The organism is Pelodictyon luteolum, from assembly GCF_001622165.1.
Lineage (GTDB): Bacteria > Bacteroidota > Chlorobiia > Chlorobiales > Chlorobiaceae > Chlorobium > Chlorobium luteolum_B.
On record NZ_LVWG01000030.1, the window covers coordinates 52,895 to 76,615 of the forward strand.

The 23,721-nt window shown below is 52.4% G+C and carries 18 protein-coding genes; 17 read left to right on the top strand and 1 reads right to left on the bottom strand.

The window, feature by feature from the left end; genetic code table 11:
- Positions 1–19 precede the first annotated feature (19 nt).
- From A3K90_RS05765 to A3K90_RS05845, 17 genes are all read left to right on the top strand, one after another.
- Positions 20–2,131: a carboxy terminal-processing peptidase gene (locus A3K90_RS05765; RefSeq protein ID WP_303681617.1), complete on the top strand. Its 2,112-nt coding sequence runs from the start codon at positions 20–22 to the stop codon at positions 2,129–2,131.
- A gap of 158 nt (positions 2,132–2,289) precedes the next feature.
- On the top strand, positions 2,290–2,562 hold the full coding sequence (locus tag A3K90_RS05770) for an RNA-binding protein (RefSeq protein ID WP_011357759.1): 273 nt from the start codon (positions 2,290–2,292) through the stop codon (positions 2,560–2,562).
- A gap of 77 nt (positions 2,563–2,639) precedes the next feature.
- Entirely contained in the window at positions 2,640–4,679 is a 2,040-nt protein-coding gene (locus A3K90_RS05775; protein ID WP_303681618.1) for a sensor histidine kinase, read from the top strand.
- A gap of 123 nt (positions 4,680–4,802) precedes the next feature.
- A complete protein-coding gene (locus A3K90_RS05780) occupies positions 4,803–5,501 on the top strand; it encodes a response regulator transcription factor (RefSeq protein WP_303681619.1) in 699 nt (232 codons plus the stop codon).
- 145 nt (positions 5,502–5,646) lie between these two features.
- Complete coding sequence (locus tag A3K90_RS05785) at positions 5,647–6,183, top strand: DUF4402 domain-containing protein (protein ID WP_303681620.1); 537 nt, start codon at positions 5,647–5,649, stop codon at positions 6,181–6,183.
- Positions 6,184–6,320: 137 nt separating this feature from the next.
- Positions 6,321–7,184 carry a hypothetical protein gene (locus A3K90_RS05790; RefSeq protein WP_303681621.1) on the top strand — a complete coding sequence of 288 codons (864 nt, stop codon included), beginning with the start codon at positions 6,321–6,323 and terminating at the stop codon, positions 7,182–7,184.
- A 32-nt stretch (positions 7,185–7,216) separates the two neighbouring features.
- A complete protein-coding gene (locus tag A3K90_RS05795; protein WP_303681622.1) occupies positions 7,217–10,777 on the top strand; it encodes a carboxypeptidase-like regulatory domain-containing protein in 3,561 nt (1,186 codons plus the stop codon).
- A 141-nt stretch (positions 10,778–10,918) separates the two neighbouring features.
- Positions 10,919–11,839, top strand: a complete 921-nt coding sequence (locus A3K90_RS05800; protein WP_303681623.1) for an alpha/beta fold hydrolase — start codon at positions 10,919–10,921, stop codon at positions 11,837–11,839.
- Between the two features lie 539 nt (positions 11,840–12,378).
- Positions 12,379–13,431, top strand: coding sequence for an ABC transporter substrate-binding protein (locus A3K90_RS05805; protein WP_303681624.1), 1,053 nt, complete (start codon positions 12,379–12,381; stop codon positions 13,429–13,431).
- Positions 13,418–15,391, top strand: a complete 1,974-nt coding sequence (locus A3K90_RS05810; protein WP_369690413.1) for a SpoIIE family protein phosphatase — start codon at positions 13,418–13,420, stop codon at positions 15,389–15,391. The genes A3K90_RS05805 and A3K90_RS05810 overlap by 14 nt, the downstream gene beginning before the upstream one ends.
- Before the next feature lie 38 nt (positions 15,392–15,429).
- On the top strand, positions 15,430–16,212 hold the full coding sequence (locus tag A3K90_RS05815) for a transporter substrate-binding domain-containing protein (RefSeq protein WP_303681627.1): 783 nt from the start codon (positions 15,430–15,432) through the stop codon (positions 16,210–16,212).
- Positions 16,213–16,220: 8 nt separating this feature from the next.
- A complete protein-coding gene (locus A3K90_RS05820; protein WP_303681628.1) occupies positions 16,221–19,181 on the top strand; it encodes an ABC transporter permease subunit in 2,961 nt (986 codons plus the stop codon).
- Positions 19,178–20,704 (top strand): ABC transporter substrate-binding protein/permease, encoded by a 1,527-nt coding sequence (locus tag A3K90_RS05825; RefSeq protein WP_303681629.1) that lies wholly within the window; start codon positions 19,178–19,180, stop codon positions 20,702–20,704. The genes A3K90_RS05820 and A3K90_RS05825 overlap by 4 nt, the downstream gene beginning before the upstream one ends.
- Complete coding sequence (locus tag A3K90_RS05830) at positions 20,701–21,792, top strand: amino acid ABC transporter ATP-binding protein (protein ID WP_151419418.1); 1,092 nt, start codon at positions 20,701–20,703, stop codon at positions 21,790–21,792. Before A3K90_RS05825 ends, A3K90_RS05830 begins: the two co-directional genes overlap by 4 nt.
- A gap of 16 nt (positions 21,793–21,808) precedes the next feature.
- Positions 21,809–22,147, top strand: a complete 339-nt coding sequence (locus A3K90_RS05835; protein ID WP_011357773.1) for an STAS domain-containing protein — start codon at positions 21,809–21,811, stop codon at positions 22,145–22,147.
- A 3-nt stretch (positions 22,148–22,150) separates the two neighbouring features.
- A complete protein-coding gene (locus tag A3K90_RS05840; protein WP_303681630.1) occupies positions 22,151–22,582 on the top strand; it encodes an ATP-binding protein in 432 nt (143 codons plus the stop codon).
- Positions 22,579–22,797 carry a hypothetical protein gene (locus A3K90_RS05845; RefSeq protein WP_303681631.1) on the top strand — a complete coding sequence of 73 codons (219 nt, stop codon included), beginning with the start codon at positions 22,579–22,581 and terminating at the stop codon, positions 22,795–22,797. Before A3K90_RS05840 ends, A3K90_RS05845 begins: the two co-directional genes overlap by 4 nt.
- A gap of 20 nt (positions 22,798–22,817) precedes the next feature.
- On the opposite strand, the gene budA is transcribed toward A3K90_RS05845, so the two are convergent.
- Positions 22,818–23,519, bottom strand: a complete 702-nt coding sequence (budA, locus tag A3K90_RS05850; protein WP_303681632.1) for an acetolactate decarboxylase — start codon at positions 23,517–23,519, stop codon at positions 22,818–22,820.
- Positions 23,520–23,721: the final 202 nt, after the last annotated feature.

The following is a 23,721-nucleotide window of genomic DNA, read 5'->3' on the forward strand; positions in this document are numbered from 1 at the left end:
GATCATTTCATACCCGACGATGTCCCGAAAAACCCTCCTGATCCTCATTGTTGCAGTTTTTACGGGGGCCTGGCCTCTCATTGCAAACAATGTGAAAACTCCTGTAAAGAAAGCACCGGCACCGGCCGTGCTTCGGGCCACTCCCGCCCAGGAGGAGGCCGCGAGGTATATCAGCCAGTACCTGCTGGAAAACCATTACCGCAAGGTGGCGGTCGGCGATTCGCTTTCCCAGGAGGTTTTTTCAAGATACATGGACAATCTTGATGGCAACCGGAGCTATTTTCTTGCCGGAGAGGTCGAGTATCTCCGCAATGCTTACGGCAACCGTATAGACGATGATTTTCTTTCGGGCAGGCCGACATCGGGATTTGCGATCTACAACCGTTTTCTGAAACGGGCATACGAAAAGATGCGCTATATGAGGGCTGCGGCCGATACCGTCAAGTTCAATTTTGCCGCACCTGAAACCCTCGCCGTACAGCGCAAGGACGATCCGTGGCCCCGCACCCGCGGTGAACTCACTTCACTCTGGCGCAAAGAGCTGAAATACCAGTGGCTCAACCTGAAATACTCCGGGGAAAGCCCAAAGACCATCCGCACGACTCTTGCAAAAAGCTTCACCAGCAGGATGAACCTTCTTCGCAGACAGAAGCCGGAAGATGCGTTCCATGCCTATACCTATGCATTGACAACATCGTTCGACCCGCATACGGACTACTTCTCACCGGATGAGTACGAGAACTTCCAGATTGATATGAGCCGCTCGCTGGAGGGGATAGGAGCAAAGCTGCAGACAGAAAGCGAATACACCATTGTGAATGAGGTCATTCCCGGTGGGCCCGCCTACAGGAGCAACCTGCTCAAGAAAGGTGACAAGATCATCGGCGTCGGGCAGGGTCGCATTACGGAAATCGTCGATGTTGTCGGCTGGCGCATCAATGACGTCGTCAAGCTCATAAGGGGCAAGAAGGGAACGGTTGTCCGCATCAAGATCCTTCCTGCAAGCCAGGCCGGAAGGGGACCGGCCAAGGTCATTATGCTGACACGTGACAAGGTTGATCTGGAGGAGCAGGCAGCACACAAGACCATCATCCAGCAGAATGGAAAGAAGATCGGTGTCATCACCATACCCTCGTTCTACCTTGATTTTGAAGCGCAGAAGAAGAATGACGGATCCTACAACAGCACGAGCCGTGACGTCGCCCGCATACTTGGAGAACTTTCGGCTGCCGCGGTCGACGGCGTGGTGATCGATCTTCGCGACAACGGAGGCGGCTCTCTGGAGGAAGCCGTCAATGTGACCGGGCTGTTCATCACCACGGGGCCTGTCGTCCAGATCAGCAATTCAACTGGAGGAAAGATGGTCCTGCGCGACGAGGACCGCCAGATGACCTATCCCGGGCCGCTTGTCGTGCTCGTGAACCGTTACAGCGCCTCGGCTTCGGAGATCTTTGCCGCAGCCATCCAGGACTATGGCAGGGGAGTCGTCGTCGGGGAACGGACGTTTGGAAAAGGTACCGTCCAGAGCATCATCAACCTCCAGCGGCCGTACTCGCTTTTCCCTCGTCAGCCGAACCTCGGCCAGATGAAACTGACGATCGCGAAGTTCTACAGGATTTCGGGCGAGAGCACCCAGCACAAGGGCGTTGTGCCGGACATCACCATCCCCTCCCTGATTGATGCCACGGCCATCGGTGAGGACACCTACACCAGCAGCCTTCCCTGGAGCACGGTTACACGCACCCTCTACCGTCCTATCGACGACGTGATGGCTCCGGACATACTCCTGCTCCGCCAGAAGTTCCAGTCCCGGGCTCTCGCTAACAGGCGTTATCAGAGCTATCTCACCGACCTTGCTGCCCTGAACCGCATCCGCAAGAAAAAGTCGGTCTCCTTGAAGGAGTCCTCGTTCAGGCTGGAAACGGAGAAGATCAAGCAGATCGAAAAACTCTGGTCCACGGACGGGGAGCAGGAGCCGGCCGCCAAGAAAACACCGAAGATGGCCGATGTGGTCCTGAATGAAGCTGCCGTCATTGCCACAGACCTTGCCGTGCTTGAAGCAGCAAGAAGTCAAACTATCGTCCGGAGGGCGACTGTGGTTCCGGCAGGAGTTCTTTTACTGAAGAAATAATCCGCTGAGGAAATTTTGTTCTTGTAAACTACCGTTAATAAAGGTAAACTCCATACATAAATCAGCCAATGGTTGGCTGATCGCGCTATCAAGTAATTGGTGCTTTGGTTACTTGCCTGCTCTCTTTTTATCAATGCACGCGTATACTGAGACTGATAATGAACATTTATGTTGGCAATCTGCCTTACACCATTTCCGAAGATGACCTTCGTGACGCTTTCTCCGAGTTTGGAGAAGTAGCAAGCGCAAACATCATCACTGACAAATTCTCCGGCCGCTCCAAGGGCTTCGGATTTGTTGAGATGCCTGATGATGATGCAGCACGCGAAGCCATTGAGTCCATGCACAACAAGGACTTCAAGGGCCGTTCCATCATGGTCAACGAGGCTAAGCCCCGCGAAGAAAGAGCTCCCCGCCGCGATCGTTACTGATCCCTGCTGAATAGCAAAAGCTTCCAGGCCGGACAGGATCTTTTTCCTGCCCGGCTTTTTTTTGCGTATATTTACGCATGATCTCCCCCCCTAAATCCATCCGATGGCTTTTCTGCCTGGTGCTGGGTCTTGCCGGAGTTTTTCCGGCACCAGCGTCCAGCGCTGCCGCTACGGAACCACTTGTTCTTGGTTCCGGTGATTCCTATTACATTGCAGGCCATATGGAGGTGCTGAAGGATCCGTCAGAGAACCTGGAGTTCAGGGACGCTCTGGCAGCGTTCGAGCGCGGAGATTTCCAACCGATGGATGGAAACCTCAACGCCGGATATGGCCGTGCGGCATATTGGATTCATTTCAGCATGATTAGGCAGAAGGGCTTTCCCGAGAAAGCGATGCTCAGCCTTTCGCCAAGTTACACGAACAGCGTCAAGGTTTACGTGCAGTGTCATGGCCAATCTCCACTCCTTCCTTCCTCCTTCCGTCCTGTTATGCTCGGCAGTGACGTCCCCGTCGCCCAGCGACCGGTACTGAACCCGAATTTTATCGTCCCGCTTGAACTCCCAGCAGATGAACCTGTTGACGTGTTCGTGAGGGTATACTCCAAAGGCTCAATCAGCCTGACGGGGGTGCTCGCCACCCCTGAAAGCATCAGGAACAGCACTTACAACAGCATCATGCTTCAGTTTGGCTATCTCGGCATAGCCGCAGTCCTCTGCGTCATGAACCTGATCTTTTTCATCTCGATCCGTGACCGGCTGTTCCTGTATTTCGCCCTCTATGTCCTGACGGTGCTCATCAACAATTTCGGTGTGGCCGGCATGCAGGCCCTCATTCTGCCCGCGTATGCTCACGTTCTGTCTGATTATATGGTGTATATGGGCATCGGCGCCCAGCTGCTTGTCTTTTCTGAATTCTGTCACAACCTTTTCCGTGATTCAGCCGGTCCCTGGACTCTTCGTTATATGCGCCTTATGTCGGCAACTGGAGTCCTCACTATTGTGTCGGTGCCGTTCGGGCTCTATGCATCAGTTGTTCCGTTCGCCCTCGTCGGTACCGTCATCCTTATCGCCATGCTGCTACTGACCAGCAAAAAGCTTCTGGTCAGCATGCCGCAGAGCGGCATTTTCATAACCATAGCCTTCGGCATCAGTACTTTAGGCTATTTTTACCAGATATTCCGCCTTATCGGCGTATTCCCCCTCGAACCAGGGTGGGACATCAACATGATCGAACCGGCCACACTGGTTCATATGGTCCTCATTTCAATCGCTCTTTCCGAACGGTTCCGCATCACGGAACGGCAACTCGGCGAAGCCTCACGGGAGGCAGAGAAGCGGGCCAAGGAGATTGCTGACGACATGACGAGCGAGCTGCGGGACAACAAGGAACGTCTGGAGGTAGCTCTTGCTGCCGAGCAGGTATCGGCTGAGATGCAGAATAGCTTCCTGTCCATGCTTTCCCATGAATATCGAACACCGCTGGCTGTCATTCAGGGGAATCTTGATATTCTTGAAATGCATTCACGAGAGTATCTGACATCGGATGAGTCCTCTGCGCTTATGAAGATGCGGCGAGCCGTTATGCGCCTTGTTGAGATTATGGATGTCTCATTAGAACGAAGCCGTATTCTTGATACCAAGGTCCCCACCGTATTTAAAACCATTATTCTTAGAGATTTTGTGCGTCAGCAGGTTGACGCTATCAAATGGATGTACCCCGCTCAATCCTTTTTTGTTGCAGCACCGATGCTGGCATTGGCAATGTCGGGAGATCTGCCCCTGTTGAATACGGCACTTTTCAACCTGTTGGATAATGCCCGGAAATATTCCATTCCCGGCACTATGATTGAAGTCTATTGCAGGCAGATCGATGAAGGTGTTCTTATCAGCGTATGCAATGAATCCGATATGCTGAATGAAGGCGAGATTGACGAGCTCTTTGAGAAATACACCCGGGGCAGAAAAACCAATAATACCTCAGGAGCAGGTATTGGGCTATGGCTTGTACGTAAGATTGTCGAGCAGCATGGTGGTACCGTGAGGATGTACTGGGTAAAGGGGGAAAAAGTGACGGTCTCTATGACTATCCCGAGCTTCACCATTGATGCTGCCGGCTAGGTTTTATCAGATAAAATCAGGTGAGAGTGTCGCTCTATTTGATTACTCTCTTAATGACGTCATTCACCTGTTCCACATTATCGTATGTGTCAGCCTCCATTCGTTCTCAAGAAAGTATTGGTCGTGGAAGATGATTGCGACCTCCGGGAAAGCATCATTATGTACCTCCAGCATCATGAAGTTGAAGTGATTGGTGTGGGTACGGCCATTGACTTTTACAATGAAGTCAAAAAAGGATCTTACGGTCTGGCGATTCTTGATATTTCGCTGCCCGATCAGGATGGATTGGTTCTTGCCAGGTATCTTCGCGCAAATACCCGTATGCGCATCATCATGCTCACAGCCAGAGTTGCTCTTGAAGACCGCCTGCTTGGTTATGAGTCCGGCGCAGACCTCTATCTTTCAAAACCTGTCGATTTTCGTGAACTTCTGGTATCAGTCCAAAACCTGCTTACTCGTTTCAATGATTCGCACCAGGGTGAACTGACAGTTGAGACACCTCCTTCCGAACTGGAGGCGGATACATGGGTACTTCACAGGAACAGCTGGGAGCTTGTGTTGCCTGATGGTGCTACGGTGCAGCTTACCGGCAAGGAGCTGGAGTTCCTGATTCTTCTGGCAGGCAGGCACTCCGGTTTGGTATCGCGCGACCGAATTCTTCAATCGCTTGGTTATGCCAAACAGGAGTCTTCGCACCGCGCTCTTGAGTCCCTCGTCTACCGCCTTCGTAAGAAGATTTCACCAACCCTTGAAACACCCATCAAGACAGCCAGTGGTTCCGGGTACAGTTTCTCCTCCCATCTTCTTGTCCTCAACACATGATATCCCGGTGATATCATGTCAGAAAAAGTGAGTATTCGTTTCTTTTATTCTGGATTTCATGCCCGTAAACTTATGAGTGAATGACTCACTTAGAGTCGATTCATTGAACATCTCGTTCATTAAACCCTCATATGGAGATTGAAAGATGAAACAGAAGAAACTCTTGGCAGTTGCAGCACTGCTCTCGATGTCGGCATTTGGCTTTAGTGATGCGCATGCAGTTACAGCTAATGCTACTGCACTAATCAGGAATGATATCTCTATTACGACTGTTGACACGCCTTTGAATTTCGGCGTCATCATTCCTGGGTCCGCGGCAGGAACTGTTGTTGTGGCGGCCGGCTCAGCGGTTGGTGCCAATCCCACTGTCACCGGCACTGGGGTCTCAATGGCTAATTATTCCGCTTGCAGCCCTGGTCATTTTTCGGTAACGGGAGATAAAAGCACAAATTATGTAATAACGCTACCTGCGGCATCTATTACGCTTACTCATACCACAATTGGCTCTAACACCATGACGGTGGATACCTGGACATCCTCTAAAGTAGCTACTCAGCCAGTTCTTGGTACGGATGGTACAGATACCTTCAGTGTTGGGGGTACTCTTAATTTGGCTGCTGGACAGCTCTCAGGGACCTACAATGGTCAATATGATGTGACTGTTGCCTATGGAAATATTTGAGGGTAATTGACTGGATATGGGTTCTCGATGCCCATTCTTTTCGTAGCTCCCTATCGCCGGCTCGATTATTTTCAGTGAATCGAGCCGGCTACAATTTATAATTTTAATGTACGGCGGCTATGGCGTATCACTGTTATATGAAGATCGCTCTATTTCTTGCATTAGTCGTGCTGTTTCCGGCCAGGTTGCTTCTTGCTGATCCCGCCGAAGAGTCACCATCGTCACCAACACAATTCGCGTCTTCTCCTCTTGATTTGAGGGTGGCTCCTCCATACGTTTTATTTGAGGATGGGGTCCGAGCTACTGAAATATCCCTTATTAACAGTTCCAATCATAAACTTACTTATGCATTGTCCTTCAAGCGAATGAGAATGCTTGAGGATGGCGACATTGTATCAATTCATGAACCTCGGCCTGGGGAGCAGTTTGCGGACGAGATGGTCCGGTTTACTCCACGAAGAGTTGTATTGCTACCCCGTCAGATTCAGACTGTAAGATTGCGGGCAATGAGGCCTGCTACCTTGCAAGATGGTGAATACCGCTCTTTTCTCAATTTTGCCGTCGTTCCGAATGCACAGGAAGCCTTACCGGTTGATGAAAAACAGCCAACTACTGGACTCAAGATTAATTTGACCCCGGTCTATGGGGTTGCAATTCCGGTCGTTGTGCGTAAAGGAAAGCTTGATCTAGCGGTCCGCCTTGTCGGGCTTAAAGTCGTAGAAGATGCAAAGCGAGGTCAGCTGCTTTCTATGACCATTGAGCGGGATGGGAAACGATCATCGGCAGGAATCCTTGAGGTCGAAAGGGATGTTCCCGGCACTAAACGCGTTCAGGTGGCAAGAGTCGCTGGCGTCTCTGTTATGGCTCCGCTGGCTAAAAGAAACATTCTGATGCAACTCCGTCACCCTGAGGGTATTCGCTTGGGTCATGGAACGTTGAAAGTCCGGTATCTAGACAGTGTTGACCGCCATGTCCTTGCTGAAGGCCAACTCATTCTGTAGTCATCAGGCATTATTGTAATACGTAGATGCCAATGCGCAATACGCACAAAGCGCCCTATCCGGTAGGATTGAAGGGGCGCTTTTCTGTTTTATGGCGCGTGCCATCCCGCCAAAAGCCTCGCCCAGACATCCATGGCCAGCGGCTTGGATTGCGTATAGCTCTACTATTGTCTGTGTTGCAATTGGCACTCATATCTCTTGGCGCCTCTTCCTTGCAGGCAGTTGATAAGCCACAGTTCTATATGGCAATAGTGAGTGGAGACTGGCCGGCCCATTCTCTTCTGGCGTTGAAGCGTAACGATACGACATACCTTCCACTTGCAGCATTCAGCCATCTCATGGGTTATGATCTCTATGTGGATCTTGGAAATGGGCGGGCGTCAGGGCATGGAGGCTTGAGCGGAGGGGAGTTCAATCTCGATATCAGTGCATCGAAGGCGATGGTTGCAGGCCATTCTGTTCCATTCGATAGCGCTCTCATCGTGCCCTTGTCTGACGACATTTATGTTGCGACTACACTGCTGGCGAAGTGGTTTTCTTTGAGCATCATGTCCGACATGTGGGGAGATATGAGCATTAAAAGATTGGAAAATCAGCAACCAAGCCATCCTGAACAAGGCGTTCCTGCCACACAGCCAGTTCAGGCAGTGCCTACGCCAACAATCAGTGAAGCACCGCCGGAAAAGACTGATAATGTTTCCAACGCCATTGAAGATCAGGATGTTCATCGAGATTCTACTGTAAAGGTCCCATCGCCTGAAGATGGAGGGGGCGTTGTGGAATGTCCAAACCCTGAGCCTGTTAAGGTTCATGAAGAGCCTACCGCGAACGATGGTGTTGGTGATAATGGAATTGTGCCTGAACTGAAACCGGAACCTCTGGTGCAAGAGGTTATTGTCGGTACCTCAGAACCAAGTCCTCTGAATGAATCTTCAGCCGGGGTAATGCAAAGTTCTAGCGGATTCACTGACGATGATGCACTTCTTTGCCTTTTGACGCTGTATCGTACACCGTTGAGTGATGAGTTCATGATCTTTGCTACACCAGAGCGTTCATATATCCCCCTCACCGAGTTCAGCAGGTTGCTGGAATTAGGTATTGATGTCGATTGCAATGCCAAAAAGGCGACAGGATATGTCGGTAGGCCGGGACAGACCTTCCTTTTAGATATTCCGGGATCATCTGTTTCTGTTTCCGGGCATGCATGCTCCTGCGATACGAGCCGCATCGTTGTGACAGCAAATGATATCTATGTCGAAAGCCAGATGCTTGCAAGCTGGCTGTCCATGCATATTGAAGTCAACAGGCTCAACGCAGCAGTAGCAGTGAAGCCATTTGTGCCGTTGCCATTGCAGGAACGCATCGCCCGTGAAGAGGCAGGGGGCAATACATGGGGCTATGGTGTGTATCAGGACCCAGGGTATTCCCGAATGAAGTTCCCCTACAGTGTGTTAAATGGCGCAAGTGTCGATGTGTCACTGCGAACATCCTTTGTGTCCCGCAGCCCTCAATCTCCTCAACAATACAACGCATCGCATTACACTCGTATTACAGGAGATCTGCTCTGGATGAACACTCATGCTGATTTTTCCGGCCAGATTGCAAACAGCAGTGATCCTGGGCTGTTGATTGAGGACGGGCGTCTTCGACTTGAACGAGTTGACCCGGACGGTAATCTCCTTGGTCCGCTTGGTGCGAAGACCATAGCGTTTGGCGATCTGTCGCAGTATAATAACCTTCCGCTTATTGGTACTGCGGTCATTGGGCCTGGTGGTCTGGTGAGCAGCTACCCAATTTCTTCGCCATCACTTTTTGATCTGGTCTCCTTAAAGGGCTATCTCGGACCCGGATGGGATGTCCAGTTGTTTCGCAATGGTGCGTTGCTTGATTACAGGCCGTCCAACTCATTCAACGAGTATGAATTCGTTGATATTCCGCTGAATTACGGAGTGAATGAGCTGCAACTGGTATTCAACGGGCCACAAGGTGAACGCCGAACAGAATCCTATCACTACAATATCGGTCAGAACATGATGAAACCGGGCCAGTGGGCCTATCAGGCGAGCCTCTCTTTCCCGTCCAGGCATTCGCTATTGTTAAATGGAAATACCTCGCTTCAGGATGATAGCAACCGACCCGGCCCACTCATGGCCTGGAAAAGCACTCTTGGCCTCACTGAATGGCTTACCTTCAGCAATTATCTTGCATCAGCTAAAATAAAAGGGGTCAATCATTCATATCTCGGCTCAGGGGTGAGCGGTTACCTGCAATCAATGCAGATAGATGCCGACATGGCCTTTGACACTCAGCAATCATCAAAAGCAATGCAGGTAGGTGTTATGACCAGCATTGCAGGCGTGTCGCTGTCCGGCAGGTATGCAAGCCTCGATAGCAATTGGGTGGCAACAGGCGGATCGGTCGGTTACCGGGATCAACTGGAAGTCCGTGCGGGAGGGATTCGCTTATTTCCGTTTATTCCATCGACAAGTTTTTCAACGGATTACCGGAGACAAATCATTGACGATGAACAACGCAATGAATCTTGGGGAATATCAAATTATAACCAGACCTTTGGGATCACTCACTCCCACAGGATTTACTTACAGAAGCAAATGCTGTACGGGACAACACTGGAAACCAGTGAAGGAACATCTTCTTTTTCCTGGATGAACGGCGCATTGCACTGGACTGGGGAAGTGAACTATCAGCTCCATCCCGAACGCCAGTGGAATTATTTGATAATGAGCGGTAACATAGACCTTGGGGACGATATCATACTGACCAATGGATTCAACTATAACTTCCCGCAACAGACCTGGCGGGCGTTGCTGTCAATGAATAAACAGGGGCGGTCGGCACTGCTTGGTATCAGCCTTAACTATAACAGCGATAGTGTCTGGGGCGCAGGTCTCAATCTGTCAATGAATTTTACGCGTGAACCGAGGCGATCTTCATGGGTGATGGATGGATCATCGGGTAGCGGATATTCTGCCGTGTCTGCTATGGCATTCATCGATGAGAACAAGAACAGGCAAAAAGATGAAAGTGAAGAGGTCATACCTGATGTCGGTTATTTTGTCAATCGGTATGACCATCCGGCAACAAGTGATTCTACGGGGATTGCTTTTTTAAATAACATTGCCTCGAATATTCCTGCCAACATCACCCTCTCTCCGGCAACCTTACCAGATCTTTCTTATGTTGCGGCAGATAAGGGATATCGTCTTGTTCCGCGTCCGGGATGTCCCTTTGAGCTGGATTTCCCTGTATGGATAACTGGTGAAGTTTCAGGGCTTGTCTGTGAGGTTCAAGGGGAGATGATTCGACCCGTTTCAGGTATTATCATCGAGGCGGTCGACGCAGATGGTAAGACAATAGGCACAACGCTATCGGGTTATGATGGCTTCTATGACTTTGAAGCTCTTCCGACAGGCCCGATCACACTCCGGATTTCGTCTGAACAGGCAGAAAAAATTGGTTTTGAGGGGGAGGCGACATGCGTTACCATACCGTCGAACGGAGGCTATATCGATAATGTCCGCCTGGTTCTCCAGAAGAAGAACCAGAATCGCACGAACACCGAGGAACTATGATTTCCAAATCATGGGCAAGCGTGATGTTCATGGCCCAGTTACAACAGCAAACACGCAGACTTCACCCTCACTGCTCAGCTGGAAAGGAAGCACCCCACAGGCACTGTCGGTATCACTAACAGTCATAATGAAAAGAATGCAATGAACAAGAAGATCGAATTAATGCCCGGGATCATTGCTGATCCGGTTGCCGTCGAGACCAAGGCCGGTATAATTGAATATTCATTGACAGGATCGAATGGTCCGGTCGTCATGGTCGTGCATGGAGGCGTTGGAGGTTATGACCAGGCACGGGTCATGGCTGCACGATGGATTAATGAGAACAACTTTCGCATCCTGTGCCCGTCCCGCCCCGGTTACCTTGGTACCCCGCTTGAAAGTGGCCGGAGCATTGAAGAGCAGGCCGACCTCTTCGCTTCACTTCTGGACCATCTCGGGATTGAGAAGGTTGTTGTCGTCAGTGCATCTGCAGGAGGCCCTCCAGGCTATGTTTTCGCAATGCGCCATCCCGAACGGGTATCGGCAATGATTGCCATTGATGGCGTCAGTGGTTATTACGACCTTCCGGAAAAGGTCGGCCCGGTTGCCGAAGCGCTCTTTCTCAACAGCTTTGGTCAAAAGCTAACAAGCATGATGGAAAAGATCAGTCCGGCTTCATTCCTGAAGCAGCTGTTCGTTACCGAGGCGTATTACACCAAGGAGCAGATGAAAACGCATATCGACTTTGCCCTCAATACTCCATCCGCCCTGGAATTCGTAGATGCCTTCATGAACACCATGTACCCGTACAAGCCCCGTAAGGGCGGAACGGATAATGATATGGCAATCTACAGGACCTATACCCGACTGCCATTGAGCGGCATACAATGCCCGACGCTCATCATCCATGGCACCCATGATGCCGATGTCAAGTTCTACGATGGTGTCTATGCATATGAAAGCATTGAGGGAGCAGAACGCCACTGGATCGAATTCGGATCGCATGTCGGCTTCTGGGTCAGTCCAGGCTCTGCTGCTGCCCAGAAACATGCTGCGGCTTTTCTCGAACGCCATACCGGCTGATACCCGCAGCATTGTAGCGTGCCTGCCCTAACCTCCGTAACCCCCATCCCTGGGGTATCTTCTCTGCCCGCCTTACCTGTGCGATGCCGGAGCGATCATAAACCGCTCCGGCATCAGGTTCGCAGGGTGGCTCCTGAGATGTGGAGGTATTTCAGGACATAGACCCGGTATCTGGTTACGCCGCCTTTGGTGGTTACCAGCTAGTCCAAACCGCCACGAAGCCAGCGGTGCCAACGGGTGCGGTACTGCCGGAGACTGTGTTGGGTTTTCTTGCTGTATTGGGTAACTTATTGAAGTAGTCGTGATCGTAATAGTTGGATACATTCAACCATTGGGATCAAAAGGAGACCCTCATGTCATTAGAGCAGACAGAAGCCTTCCCTTCATCCACATTGAGGGATTGAGGATTGTCATGATGACTGGCTCCCAAGATAGGTTCAGTCCCAGGTGATTCTTCGGCCTTGGAATATCTCCAGCTGCATCTTATGCAATGATTACAAGCCGGGGTCTTTGGCTTTCTTAACCTGTCCATGTCTTTCTTGCAACTCCAGTCCCTCGGTGCCATGCACGAACGCCAGCGATCAACAGGTTCCTTACTGTTCCAGGCATTCAGCCTGATGGTTGTTGTTGCGCTGCTTTCCCTTGCTGCATATCCCTCCCTGCTCCATGCAGAACCCCCGTTTAAAAAAGCTTCCCTCATCCCTCTCTGGAGCCCGCAGGCACAGTTTGCCGGGTATTATGTTGCCCTTGAAAAAGGGCTGTACCGCCGTTACGGGGTTGAACTGACTATCCTGAACGGAGGCTCGGGCAATTCGCCAGTCGAGGCCCTACAGAGCGGCAGGGCCGACTATGCGGTGATGTGGCTGACCACGGCGTTGCGGCATCGTGATGCAGGGATACGTCTTGTGAACATAAGTCAGGTTATCCAGCGGTCTTCGATGATGCTGATTTCAAGGAAATCCAGCAGGATTGATTCATTGCAGGGGATGAACGGAAAAAAGGTCGGACTGTGGGACGGAGATTTATCGATTCCACCACTGACGTTGTTTTCCCGCAGGGGCATTACGATCCGTCAGGTACCGCTAACAAATACGGTGAACCTGTTCCTGCGCGGGGGGATTGAGGTGACCTCGGCGATGTGGTACAACGAGTATCACGTGATCCTGAACTCAGGGGTGGACGCCGATGAACTCAATGCGGTCTTTCTGAGCGAACAGGGCGTGAACTTCCCGGAAGACGGGATTTACGGGCTTGAAAAGACCGTGAAGGGCGATCCTGCTTTGGCTGCAGCCATTGCGGATGCCTCACGGGAGGGGTGGCAGTACGCGTTCGATCATCCTGAAGAGGCACTTGATATTGTAATGAAATATATGCTTCGTGCTCATGTACCGGCAAACCGGATGCACCAGAAGTGGATGCTGAACCGGATGCGCGACATTATCATGCCCGGTACGGCTTTCGGCAAACTGCCGTCCGGAACATTGGATCGGAAGGACTACCATGATGCGGGAAATGCCATGCAGCGTGCAGGGCTGATAGGGGGGTATCCGGACTATGCCGATTTTACCTGGAGACATGATGCGGTTCAGTAAGAGCATTGTCATCCGAATGATTGTGGTGATTACCCTGTGCAGCGCGGGAATTTTCGCCGTAACGCTGGTCGTCAACTATCTGCAATCACGGAGCATGCTTGAAATGGAGCTTGAAGAGAATGCCCGCAATCTGGCATCTTCACTGGCTAACAGGGTGGACGCAGAGCTGGTTTCGGTGGCGAAGGTGACGGAGGGGATGGCACGCTCACTCGATACAGCAGAATATAGTCGAGAGGGCCTTGTTTCTCTCATTGGCAGCATGCTTGATGCCAACCCGTCGGTCTATGGTTCGGCCATTGCATTCGAGCCTTATGCATTCAATAAGCAGGAGCGCCTCTATGCGCCCTACCTGTTCCGTGACGAAGGAGCGGTAAAGGCAATCCGTCTTGATGCCTCCTACCGGTATGTGCCGTACCTTTATCAGGACTGGTACCAGATTCCCGTCGAGCTGCAGGCGCCGGTGTGGAGCGAGCCTTATTTTGACGATGGAGGCGGGAATGCGACCATGGCGACCTGTTCGGTTCCCTTTTATTATTCGAGTGGGGGAAAACGGGAGGTTAAGGGCGTGGTATCGGCAGATATCCGGCTTGATTCACTGACCCAGCTGATTTCTTCCGTCAGAATCCTCAAAACCGGCTATGCGATGCTCCTGTCGCGCAACGGCATGGTGCTCACCCATCCTGACAGTTCATTCATCATGAACGAGTCCATTTTCAGCATTGCCGAAGAGCGAAGAGATCCTGTGCTGCGGGAGATGGGAAGAAAGATGATTGCCGGAGAGTCGGGTTTTGTGCACCACTCCCTGACGGACGAACCGGGCTGGATGTATTATGCTCCGATCCGTTCGACAGGCTGGACTCTGGCTGTTGTTTTTCCTGAAGCGGAACTGTTCGAAAATGTAAGGAGCCTGAGCCTGACTATGGCAGGGATTGGCACTGGCGGCCTATTGCTTCTTGCGCTGGTTGTGGCCATGGCCACCCGTTCCATAACCCTTCCGCTCAGGGCGCTGGCAAGTGCAACGGGGCCGATGGCTTCAGGTAACTTCGATGTGGAACTGCCTGCTGTCCGCTCGAACGATGAAATCGGCATGCTCACCAGTTCATTCCGCATGATGGGGAAGTCACTGAAAGAGTATATCCGCAACCTGACGGAAACTACGGCACAGAAAGAACGGATACAGAGTGAGCTACAGATGGCCACCGACATTCAGGCGAGCCTCCTGCCCCGTATCTTCCCGGCATTCCCTGAGCGCCCCGAGTTCGATATCTTTGCATCGATGGATGCGGCCAAAGAGGTCGGTGGAGATTTTTATGATTTCTTTTTCATCGATGACAGTCATCTCTGTTTCCTTATTGCCGATGTTGCAGACAAGGGGGTGCCTGCGGCACTCTACATGATGGTTGCAAAGACGCTTCTGAAGTCGGAGGCGCAGCGGTTGAGAGATCCCGGTGTGATTCTTGAGCATGTGAACAACATCCTTGCCGAAGATAATGAGAGCTGCATGTTCGCTACCGTGTTCTGCGCCATACTCGATACCGCATCAGGGGAGCTGATCTTTTCGAATGCAGGCCACAACCCGCCGCTCCTCGTCGGTTCGGGCGGTGTGCGTTATCTGGATGTGAAGCCGGGATTCCTGCTTGGACCCGTGCCGGATTCCGGGTACGAGACCGAACGCATCACACTGCGCAACGGTGATGTATTCTTCCTCTATACGGACGGGGTCACCGAAGCAAAAAACAGGGAGGATGAACTGTTCGGGGAGCAGCGCCTGCTGGAGATTCTGCAGGGTGATTTCTCCATGGCGGTGGAAGATATGGTCCATGCCGTCCGCTCCAGTGTGGCGGGGTTTGCAGAAGGGGCGGCGCAGTCGGACGACATCACGATGGTTGCGCTGCAATACACGGGAAATGGCATATCAAGTTCAGCAATTGATGCCCCGCTGATTATAAGTAAAAGCTGACAGCAATAATAGACGAATCCACCCGTAATCAAGACACCATGAATAAATTGCGACCTTCAGTATTGGTGATTGTGCTCTTCTCCCTCTTCATTGTGCTTGGCGGATGCAGCCAGCGGGAGAAAATCACTGCACTGCAGCAGCTGTCAGGAAAAGAGTTCGCCGTTCCTACCGGAACTGTTGCCGACAAGCTGGTGCTCTCAAAACTGCCCGATGCACGGTTCCAGTACTATAACACCGTTATGGACGGGGCTCTTGCCGTGAAAACGGGAAAGGCGGATGCGCTGGCATATGATGAGCCCATCCTGAAAAACATTGCCGCAAAGGTCGATGGGCTTGTCATTCTCAAAGAGATGATCACGGTCGACCAGTATGGTTTTGCTGTCCGTAAAGATGACGCCCCGCTCAAGCAGGCCATCGACAGGACGCTGGGCCAGCTGAAGACGGACGGGACCGGTACGGAGATGCTGCGGCGCTGGTTTCCTGTATCCGGAAGTCCGCCTCCGATGCCCGAAATCGCCTCAAGCGGTGACAACGGAATATTGCGCCTCGGCACTTCAAGCGTGACTGAGCCTTTTTCATTTGTTGATGGCAGCGGGATGGTTGTCGGGTATGACATCGAGCTTGCCCGGCGTGTAGCTGCGGGGCTCGGCCAGCAGCTGGAGGTCGTGAACATGGACTTCGGCGCGCTGATCCCGGCCCTGATGTCCGGCAAGGTAGACATGATTGCAGCCTGCATCACCATTACCGAAGAGCGCTCAGAAAAGGTACTCTTTTCAGAGCCTTATTATACGGGCGGCATCGCCGCAATGGTGGCTCAATGAAGGGGCGCATGCATAGATGGTTCCCGGTCCTTTTTATCCTTGCCCTGCTTTCCGGCTGCGGCAAAGATGCGCAGGAGATCCGCTCGATTGAGGATGCCCGCGACGCAAGGATTGGAGTGATGACCGGTTCGACCGGCGAAGAGCTGGCGCTGCAGATGTTTCCTGAAGCCGATATCAAGAGTTTCGATGACGTCATGGACGCCGTCACCGCGATGATGTCCGGCAAGCTGGATGCAATCGTCACAGCCTATCCCACGGCGCTGCAGGTAACAAAGAAGCATACTGCATTCCGTGTCCTCGAAGAACCGCTCCGCAACGAGAATACATGCATTGCCCTGAGAAAAGGCAATCCAGCACTCCTCACGACCCTGAACGGCATCATCGATTCGCTCCACCAGGATGGTACGCTTGCCGACATGCGCAGGCGGTGGTTTAAAAAGGACCTGTCCCCATATGAGGAACGCACGCTTGAGGTGCCGACGAAGGGGGAGGTACTTAAAATAGGTGTCACCGCCACAAGGGAACCGATGTCGTTCATGGACAGGGATGCAGAGGTCAGCGGATTCGACGGAGAACTGGCACGCATCATCGGCCGGGTTCTCCGCCGGCCGGTAGAGTTCCATAACATGAAGTTCATGGGGCTTATTCCTGCGCTTCAGTCTGCAAAGATCGATCTGGTGATTACCGGTATGACGGCCACGGCTGAGCGGAAGCGATCGGTTGATTTCACAAAGACCTATTTCGAGAACGCCCAGGTTATGCTGGTCAAGACCGCAGCTCCCCACGGTGATGGCAAGGTAAGGGTACTGAAGGATATCGACGGGAAACGGGTTGCGGTGCTGTCGGGTTCTGCCGGAGACCTTGCCGCGCGCCGCCGGTTCCGCGATTCAGAGTTCCTTGTGATGGAAAATGCAGCCGATGCTGCCGTTGCCCTGAACACCCGAAAGGCGGATGCATTTATCTATGACAGGAGCGTGCTCGAGAATATTGCCCGACAAGAGCCGGGGCTTGTGATTCTTGGAGAACCGGTGGCGAAGCTTGAGGTTGCCGCAGCCCTCAAGAAGGGTAATACGGCGCTTGCTTCGGAGTTGAACGAGGCGATTGGGGCGTTCACAGAAGACGGCACTCTTGCCATACTCAGAAAGAAATGGATCGACGGGGATGGCGGCTCCCTTCAGGAATCGAATGCAGTCGGGAGGAAAGGCGAAGCAGAGCTTCGGATGGGGACCTGCGCTACCCTGGCTCCATTCTCCTATCACGCGAATGGAGAAATCACGGGACTTGACATTGAGCTGGCCAGGATGATCGGCAATCGGCTCCAGAAAAAAATCACGCTTGTCGACATGCCGTTCGGAGCCCTGATTCCGGCACTGCAGGCGGGCAAGATTGATTTTGCCCTTTCTAACTTCAATGTCACCGAAGAGCGAAAGAAGCTGATCCTGTTCTCGAGGCCCTATCTTCAGAATGACATTTCCGCGCTTGTGCTCCGTTCAGCCGCTGCTCCTGCGACACCGGTTTCGGAGGGGGCATCACTTTCAGCTCCTGATCTGAACGGCACGCGGGTTGCCGTGCTGCTTGGTTCCACGCATGACACCTATGCACTCAGTCACTACCCGAACGCAACGCTCCTGCAGTACAAGACCCCATCCGACATCATTCTTGCCGTCAAGAGCGGCAAGGTGGACGCGGGTATATACACAACCGAGACCCTCCGGGAGATTTTCAGGGCAGACCCGTCCCTTGAGCTCAAGGGCGGGGTCCTGTTCTCCGTACCCGTGGCCATGGGGTTCAATAAGCAGAATGACAGCCTTCGGGAGCAATTCAATGTCTTTCTTCAAGACATCCGTCAAAACGGAGTCTATCATGATATGGTCGACCGCTGGATCACCCGGGGTGAGGATGCAATGCCCTCCATTTCCGGCACAAGGGCCAATGGCGTCTTGAGGGTCGGGGTTGTCAGCGACAAGGGGCTTCCGTTCATGATTGTCAAAAACAACCGCCTGGTAGGGTTTGACGAGGAGCTCGCAGAACGGTTTGCCGCATATCTCGGCAAGGAGATCAAGACAAGTGATATGGATTTCGGCAACTTGATCGCAGCTGCGGCCACGAACAAGATTGACATGATTGCCAGCACGCTCATGATTACCCCGGAACGGGCACTCCAGATCAGTTTTTCTGATCCATATTATGAGATTGGGGCAAGCGCTTTCGTCATGAAGACGGGGGGAGCTGAGGCTGTCGCTGGAAACGACGCTCCGGGTGCTGCATACTCCTTCATTCAGCCCATTGTGGACGGATTCCAGAATAATATCATAAAGGAAAACCGCTGGAAACTGATTCTCAGCGGACTGAGAGTCACCGTAATCATTTCGGTGCTTTCAGCTCTGTTCGGCACGGTGCTCGGGGCGGGTGTATGCGCCATGCGCATGTCATCGGCCAAAACCTTGAAGACGCTGGCATCGGTGTTCATTTCCCTGCTTCGGGGAACGCCTGTATTGGTGCTGTTGATGCTGATTTTTTATGTCGTGTTCGCATCGGTCTCCATTGATCCTGTGGCTGTTGCCGTCATTGCCTTCGGGCTGAATTTTGCAGCCTATGTGGCCGAAATTTTCCGGAGCGGCGTGGAGAGCATCGACAATGGGCAGCGTGAGGCGGGGATTTCCATGGGGTTCACCCGGCTTCGTACCTTCCTGCTCATCATCCTTCCTCAGACCATCCAGCGCATCCTGCCGGTGTACAAGGGCGAGTTCCTTTCGCTCGTTAAAATGACCTCGATCGTCGGATACATCGCTGTCGAGGACCTCACGAAAGCAGGCGACATCATCCGGAGCAGGACTTTCGATGCATTCTTTCCCCTCATCATGGTAGCAATACTGTACTTTTCAATTTCCTGGCTGCTGTTGCAGTCGATGGCATATCTTGAACGAAGGACGGATCCGAAATTCAAACGGATAAAGACAGCGGTATGAGAAAGCTGGCCATGATATCCGCACTTCTTTTCGTTGCGGCGTCGCTGGTAGCCGGAACATCTTTAAACGGCGCAACCCTCCGCTCACCCGATGACCTCAGGCTTGGGCGGATAGGGGTCCTTCAGGGCACCATCCATGAGCGCTATGCCATGAAAGCCTGGCCTGAGGCCACGATACTCCAGTACCAGTCTCCGTCTGATCTCTTGCTGGCGGTGAAGTCGGGAAAGGCAGACGCTGCCATTTACAGTGATGACGAACTCATGGTGATGCTACGCCAGAACGATGACCTTGCCGTTCTGGGGGATGAGCTGCTTGCAACCCCGCTCGGCATGGGGTTCCGCTACGAACAGACCGAACTGCGCAGCGCATTCAACAATTTCCTCCGGGACATCAAGGCTGACGGGCGGCAGGACGCGATGGTCCGCTACTGGATGAAGGAAGGCGGAACCCGGATGCCGGAGATTCCGGCATCGGCAGAGAACGAAGTGCTCCGGGTTGGTATTGTCAGCGATAACGGTATGCCGTTCTGCGCACTTATCGATAACCGGCTTACCGGATACTCCATCGAACTGCTCGACAGGTTCGGGCTGTACACAGGGCGTAAGATTACCTATGTGAATATCGAGTTCGGGAGCATGATAGCCGCTCTTGCAAGCCGAAAAATCGACATGATCGGCGCCGTGATGGCAATTACCCCTGAGCGGCGCAAAAAGGTGGCTTTTTCCGACCCTTACTATGAACAGGGAGCCAACCTCTTTGCCCTGAAAAAGAACATTGCATCACTACCTCAGCCCTCGACAGCCGGCAGTGTAAAGGATGGGAAGTCGTTCCTTGCGGGGATTGCCGAAAGTTTCCGGAGCAACATCCTGCTGGAGAACCGCTGGCAGCTCATCCTTGAGGGGTTCCGGACAACCCTTGTCATTTCCGTGTTTTCCGCACTGCTTGGAACCCTCTTCGGCGCCCTGGTCTGTTTTATGAGAATGTCACGCCTCAATGTCCTGAGGGTGTCGGCCGGAGTTTTCATCTCGCTGCTTCGCGGCACGCCGGTGCTGGTGCTCCTGATGCTGGTATTCTATGTGGTCTTTGCCTCCGTCAACATCGACCCGGTGCTGGTGGCAGTCATCGCCTTCGGACTGAACTTTGCAGCCTACTCTGCGGAAATCTTCCGGGCCGGCATTGAGGGTATCGACAGGGGGCAGACCGAGGCGGGTATCGCGATGGGCTTTACCGGGCCGGCAACGTTTTACTTCATTGTTCTGCCGCAGACCCTGCAGCGCATCCTGCCGGTCTACAAAGGGGAGTTCATTTCATTGGTGAAAATGACCTCGATTGTGGGCTATATCGCGGTGCAGGATCTGACGAAAGCTGGAGATATCATCCGAAGCCGTACCTTCGATGCCTTTTTCCCGCTCATTATGGTAGCGGCATTATATTTCTTCCTCTCATGGGCTCTCATGCGCCTGCTTGAATACCTTGAAGGCATGATGGCCCCAAAACACCGGAACCGAACCGTTGCAGCATGATACAGATCAAGCATCTTTCCAAGAAGTTCGGGGCACTTGAAGTACTCCGCGATGTAAGCATAACCGTCCGGAAAGGAGAAGTGATTTCAATCATCGGCCCCTCCGGTACGGGAAAAAGCACATTCCTGCGATGCATCAACCTGCTTGATCGTCCGAGTGGAGGGTCGATTGTCATCAACGGAGTCGATATTCTTGATCCCAAAGCCGATGTACCGGCCATCCGCAGGAAGATGAACATGGTGTTCCAGTCCTTTAACCTGTATCAGCATCTTTCCGTGATGGACAACCTGACCCTCGGTCCTGTGAAGCTGTTGCAGACCGGCAGGCAGGAGGCGGAGAAAAAGGCGCTCGAGCTGCTCAAGCTTGTAGGGCTTGCTGAAAAGGCTGACAGTTTTCCCGATGAGCTGTCCGGAGGCCAGAAACAGCGTGTAGCCATTGCCCGCTGCCTGGCGATGGAGCCATCAATCATTCTGTTCGACGAGCCGACCTCTGCACTTGATCCTACCATGGTAAGCGAGGTGCTGGCTGTCATCCGCCGTCTGGCCCGGGACGGTATGACCATGCTCATCGTTACCCATGAAATGAAGTTTGCAAGGGATGTGTCCAGCAGGGTGCTCTATATGGACGAGGGTGTGATTTATGAGGAGGGGCCCCCTGAGCAGATCTTTGACAACCCCCAGAAGGAGAGGACGAAAATCTTCATCAATCGGGTGAGGAGCTTCAACTACCGGATTGCTTCCCCCGATTACGATCTATATGCCATGAATGCGGAAATTGAGCTGTTCTGTGAAAAGCAGATCCTTCCGCTGAAGTCCCGACAGAGTCTGCAGCTGCTCGTCGAAGAGGTCTTGCAGATATGCGCAGATACCCTGCGCTCCACGGCGATCGAGCTGGCCATAACCCATTCGGAAAAGACCGGGGAGATAAAGCTTCTGGTCGAGAGCGGAGGAGCAGAGGAGAACATCCTTGAATCGGCAGCCCTGCCGGACGAACTGGGCCTGACGATCATCCGCAATCTTACCCGGAGCATTGCATACAAGCGGGATGGTGGTCAAAACAGGCTCACATTGATCTTAAAAGAACAATAAATGAAAGGTGGTCAAAATGGAATTCCAGATACAAAAAGAAACAGCGGCAACGGTTGTTGCTGTCATCGGCAGGATGGACGCCGTAACGGCTCCCGAGTATGAAAAAAAACTTGCCGGGATGATGGACGAAGGGGAAAAGAATTTCATCATTGATTTCGGCAAGCTCGACTATATCAGCAGTGCCGGTTTGAGGGCTTTGCTCATGACTGGCAAAAGAGTCAAAAGCCTCGGGGGTCTTATGCTGCTTGCCAATATTGGCGGTGCAGTCAAGGACGTGTTTGCGATCTCCGGTTTCGGAACAATCTTTCCAATGCACGATACCGTGCAGAGTGCGCTTGGCGCAGCTGAAGAGTAGACGATGATGCCGGAAGAACGGATAAGGGTTGATGCGAAGCTTGACCGGCTTGAGGAGATAGTCGGTTTCGTGGAGGACTGTGCCGATCGGTTCAGGCTGGAAGACTCCCGGAAATTCGGGCTGAACATTGCCGTTGAAGAGGCTGTTGTCAATATCTGCAGTTATGCATACCCTGATACTGAAGGCATGCTTGATGTGGCGTGCAGGGTTACGGATGAGTCACTCGTGATTGAACTGTCCGATTCAGGTATCCCATTCAACATCCTTACGCTTCCTGACCCTGAAACAGATGCTGCGATAGAGGATCGGGAAATCGGAGGCCTTGGCGGCTATTTCATCCGGCAGTTCAGCGATGCTGTCAGTTATACACGAAGGGATGGAATGAATGTTCTGACCCTTTTGTTCCGGCGTGGAGCATCAATAGAGCTGCCATGAATCAAAAACCGCCCAATCTGACCTATGGCCTTGAGGACACCCCGCCTTTTCCGGTGAATGTTCTGCTCGGCTTTCAGCACGCGGCCCTTGCCCTGGTGTTCATTGTCTATCCTCTCATGCGCCTTGCTGCCGCTCTCATGGGGCAGTATGCCGACAGTGTGACGACTGGGATATACAACGGAAAGCAGGACATTTCCATGCGTGTTGATCACTGATATCCGGCAGTTCAATGACTTCAGCGCTCGGCACTTTCCAGGTCTCTTTCCACATCACGCTGGAAATCGCATGAGAGGTAATCGAAATTCATGGGCATTGCCAGCTCAAGAGCTGTGATGAACTGTATGCCCGCATTGATGTTTGCAGGAGTGCACTCAAGCAGATGCCCGCCATGGTGCCTGTCACGCGAAAGAAAATGGAGATGAAGGCCGGGTACACTGACCGAGCCCATGAACGCAGGGGTATAGAATCCGACCAGCGTTCCCTCGATTTCCTGATACTCAAAAATTGGCTGGTCTTTTGCGACCTCAGCGAGGGGCCGGTAGTTTTCCTGACGGGGTACTGAGCGGACTTTCATGGAAGAAAAGGTCCCCTCGATGCGGATGGCGTAAAAAATGTTCAGGGACGGAAGGAGGCTGTACAGCCAAGCCTGAAAATCCGGATAGGGCGTTCTCCTATCAAGGCGGTCATGACTGACCGGCGAGTAAAACGTTACGCAGGAAAATGGTGTCAGCGTGGCGTCATCAACCATTGCCGCAACACCATCGGATGTGATCTGATAGATCTTCCCGTCAAACATCACCATCTCTCCGTCGAGGTCGTCAAAGGTACCCAATCCGAAATCCCCATGTTTCTTGATCTCGGTAAACGGGATTTTTTGCCTGTATATACCCTCAACAAGCGCGTTGACAGGTGCGCAGAAGTATATGCTTGAGCCCATTAGTTTCTTTTCTTGAAAAGTTATGGCTGCCGAAATAAAGGTGTCTGGATTGCGCTGATTGATCTCTGCCACTTCATGCTAAACTACAAAATAACGTATCAAAAGAAATTGTCCGCCGGGGGCAGAACGCCACTGGATCGAGTAAGGTTCCCACCCAGAGTTCTGGGTCAGCCCCGGAGCAGGCCGTGGCTGCAGGGTTTCT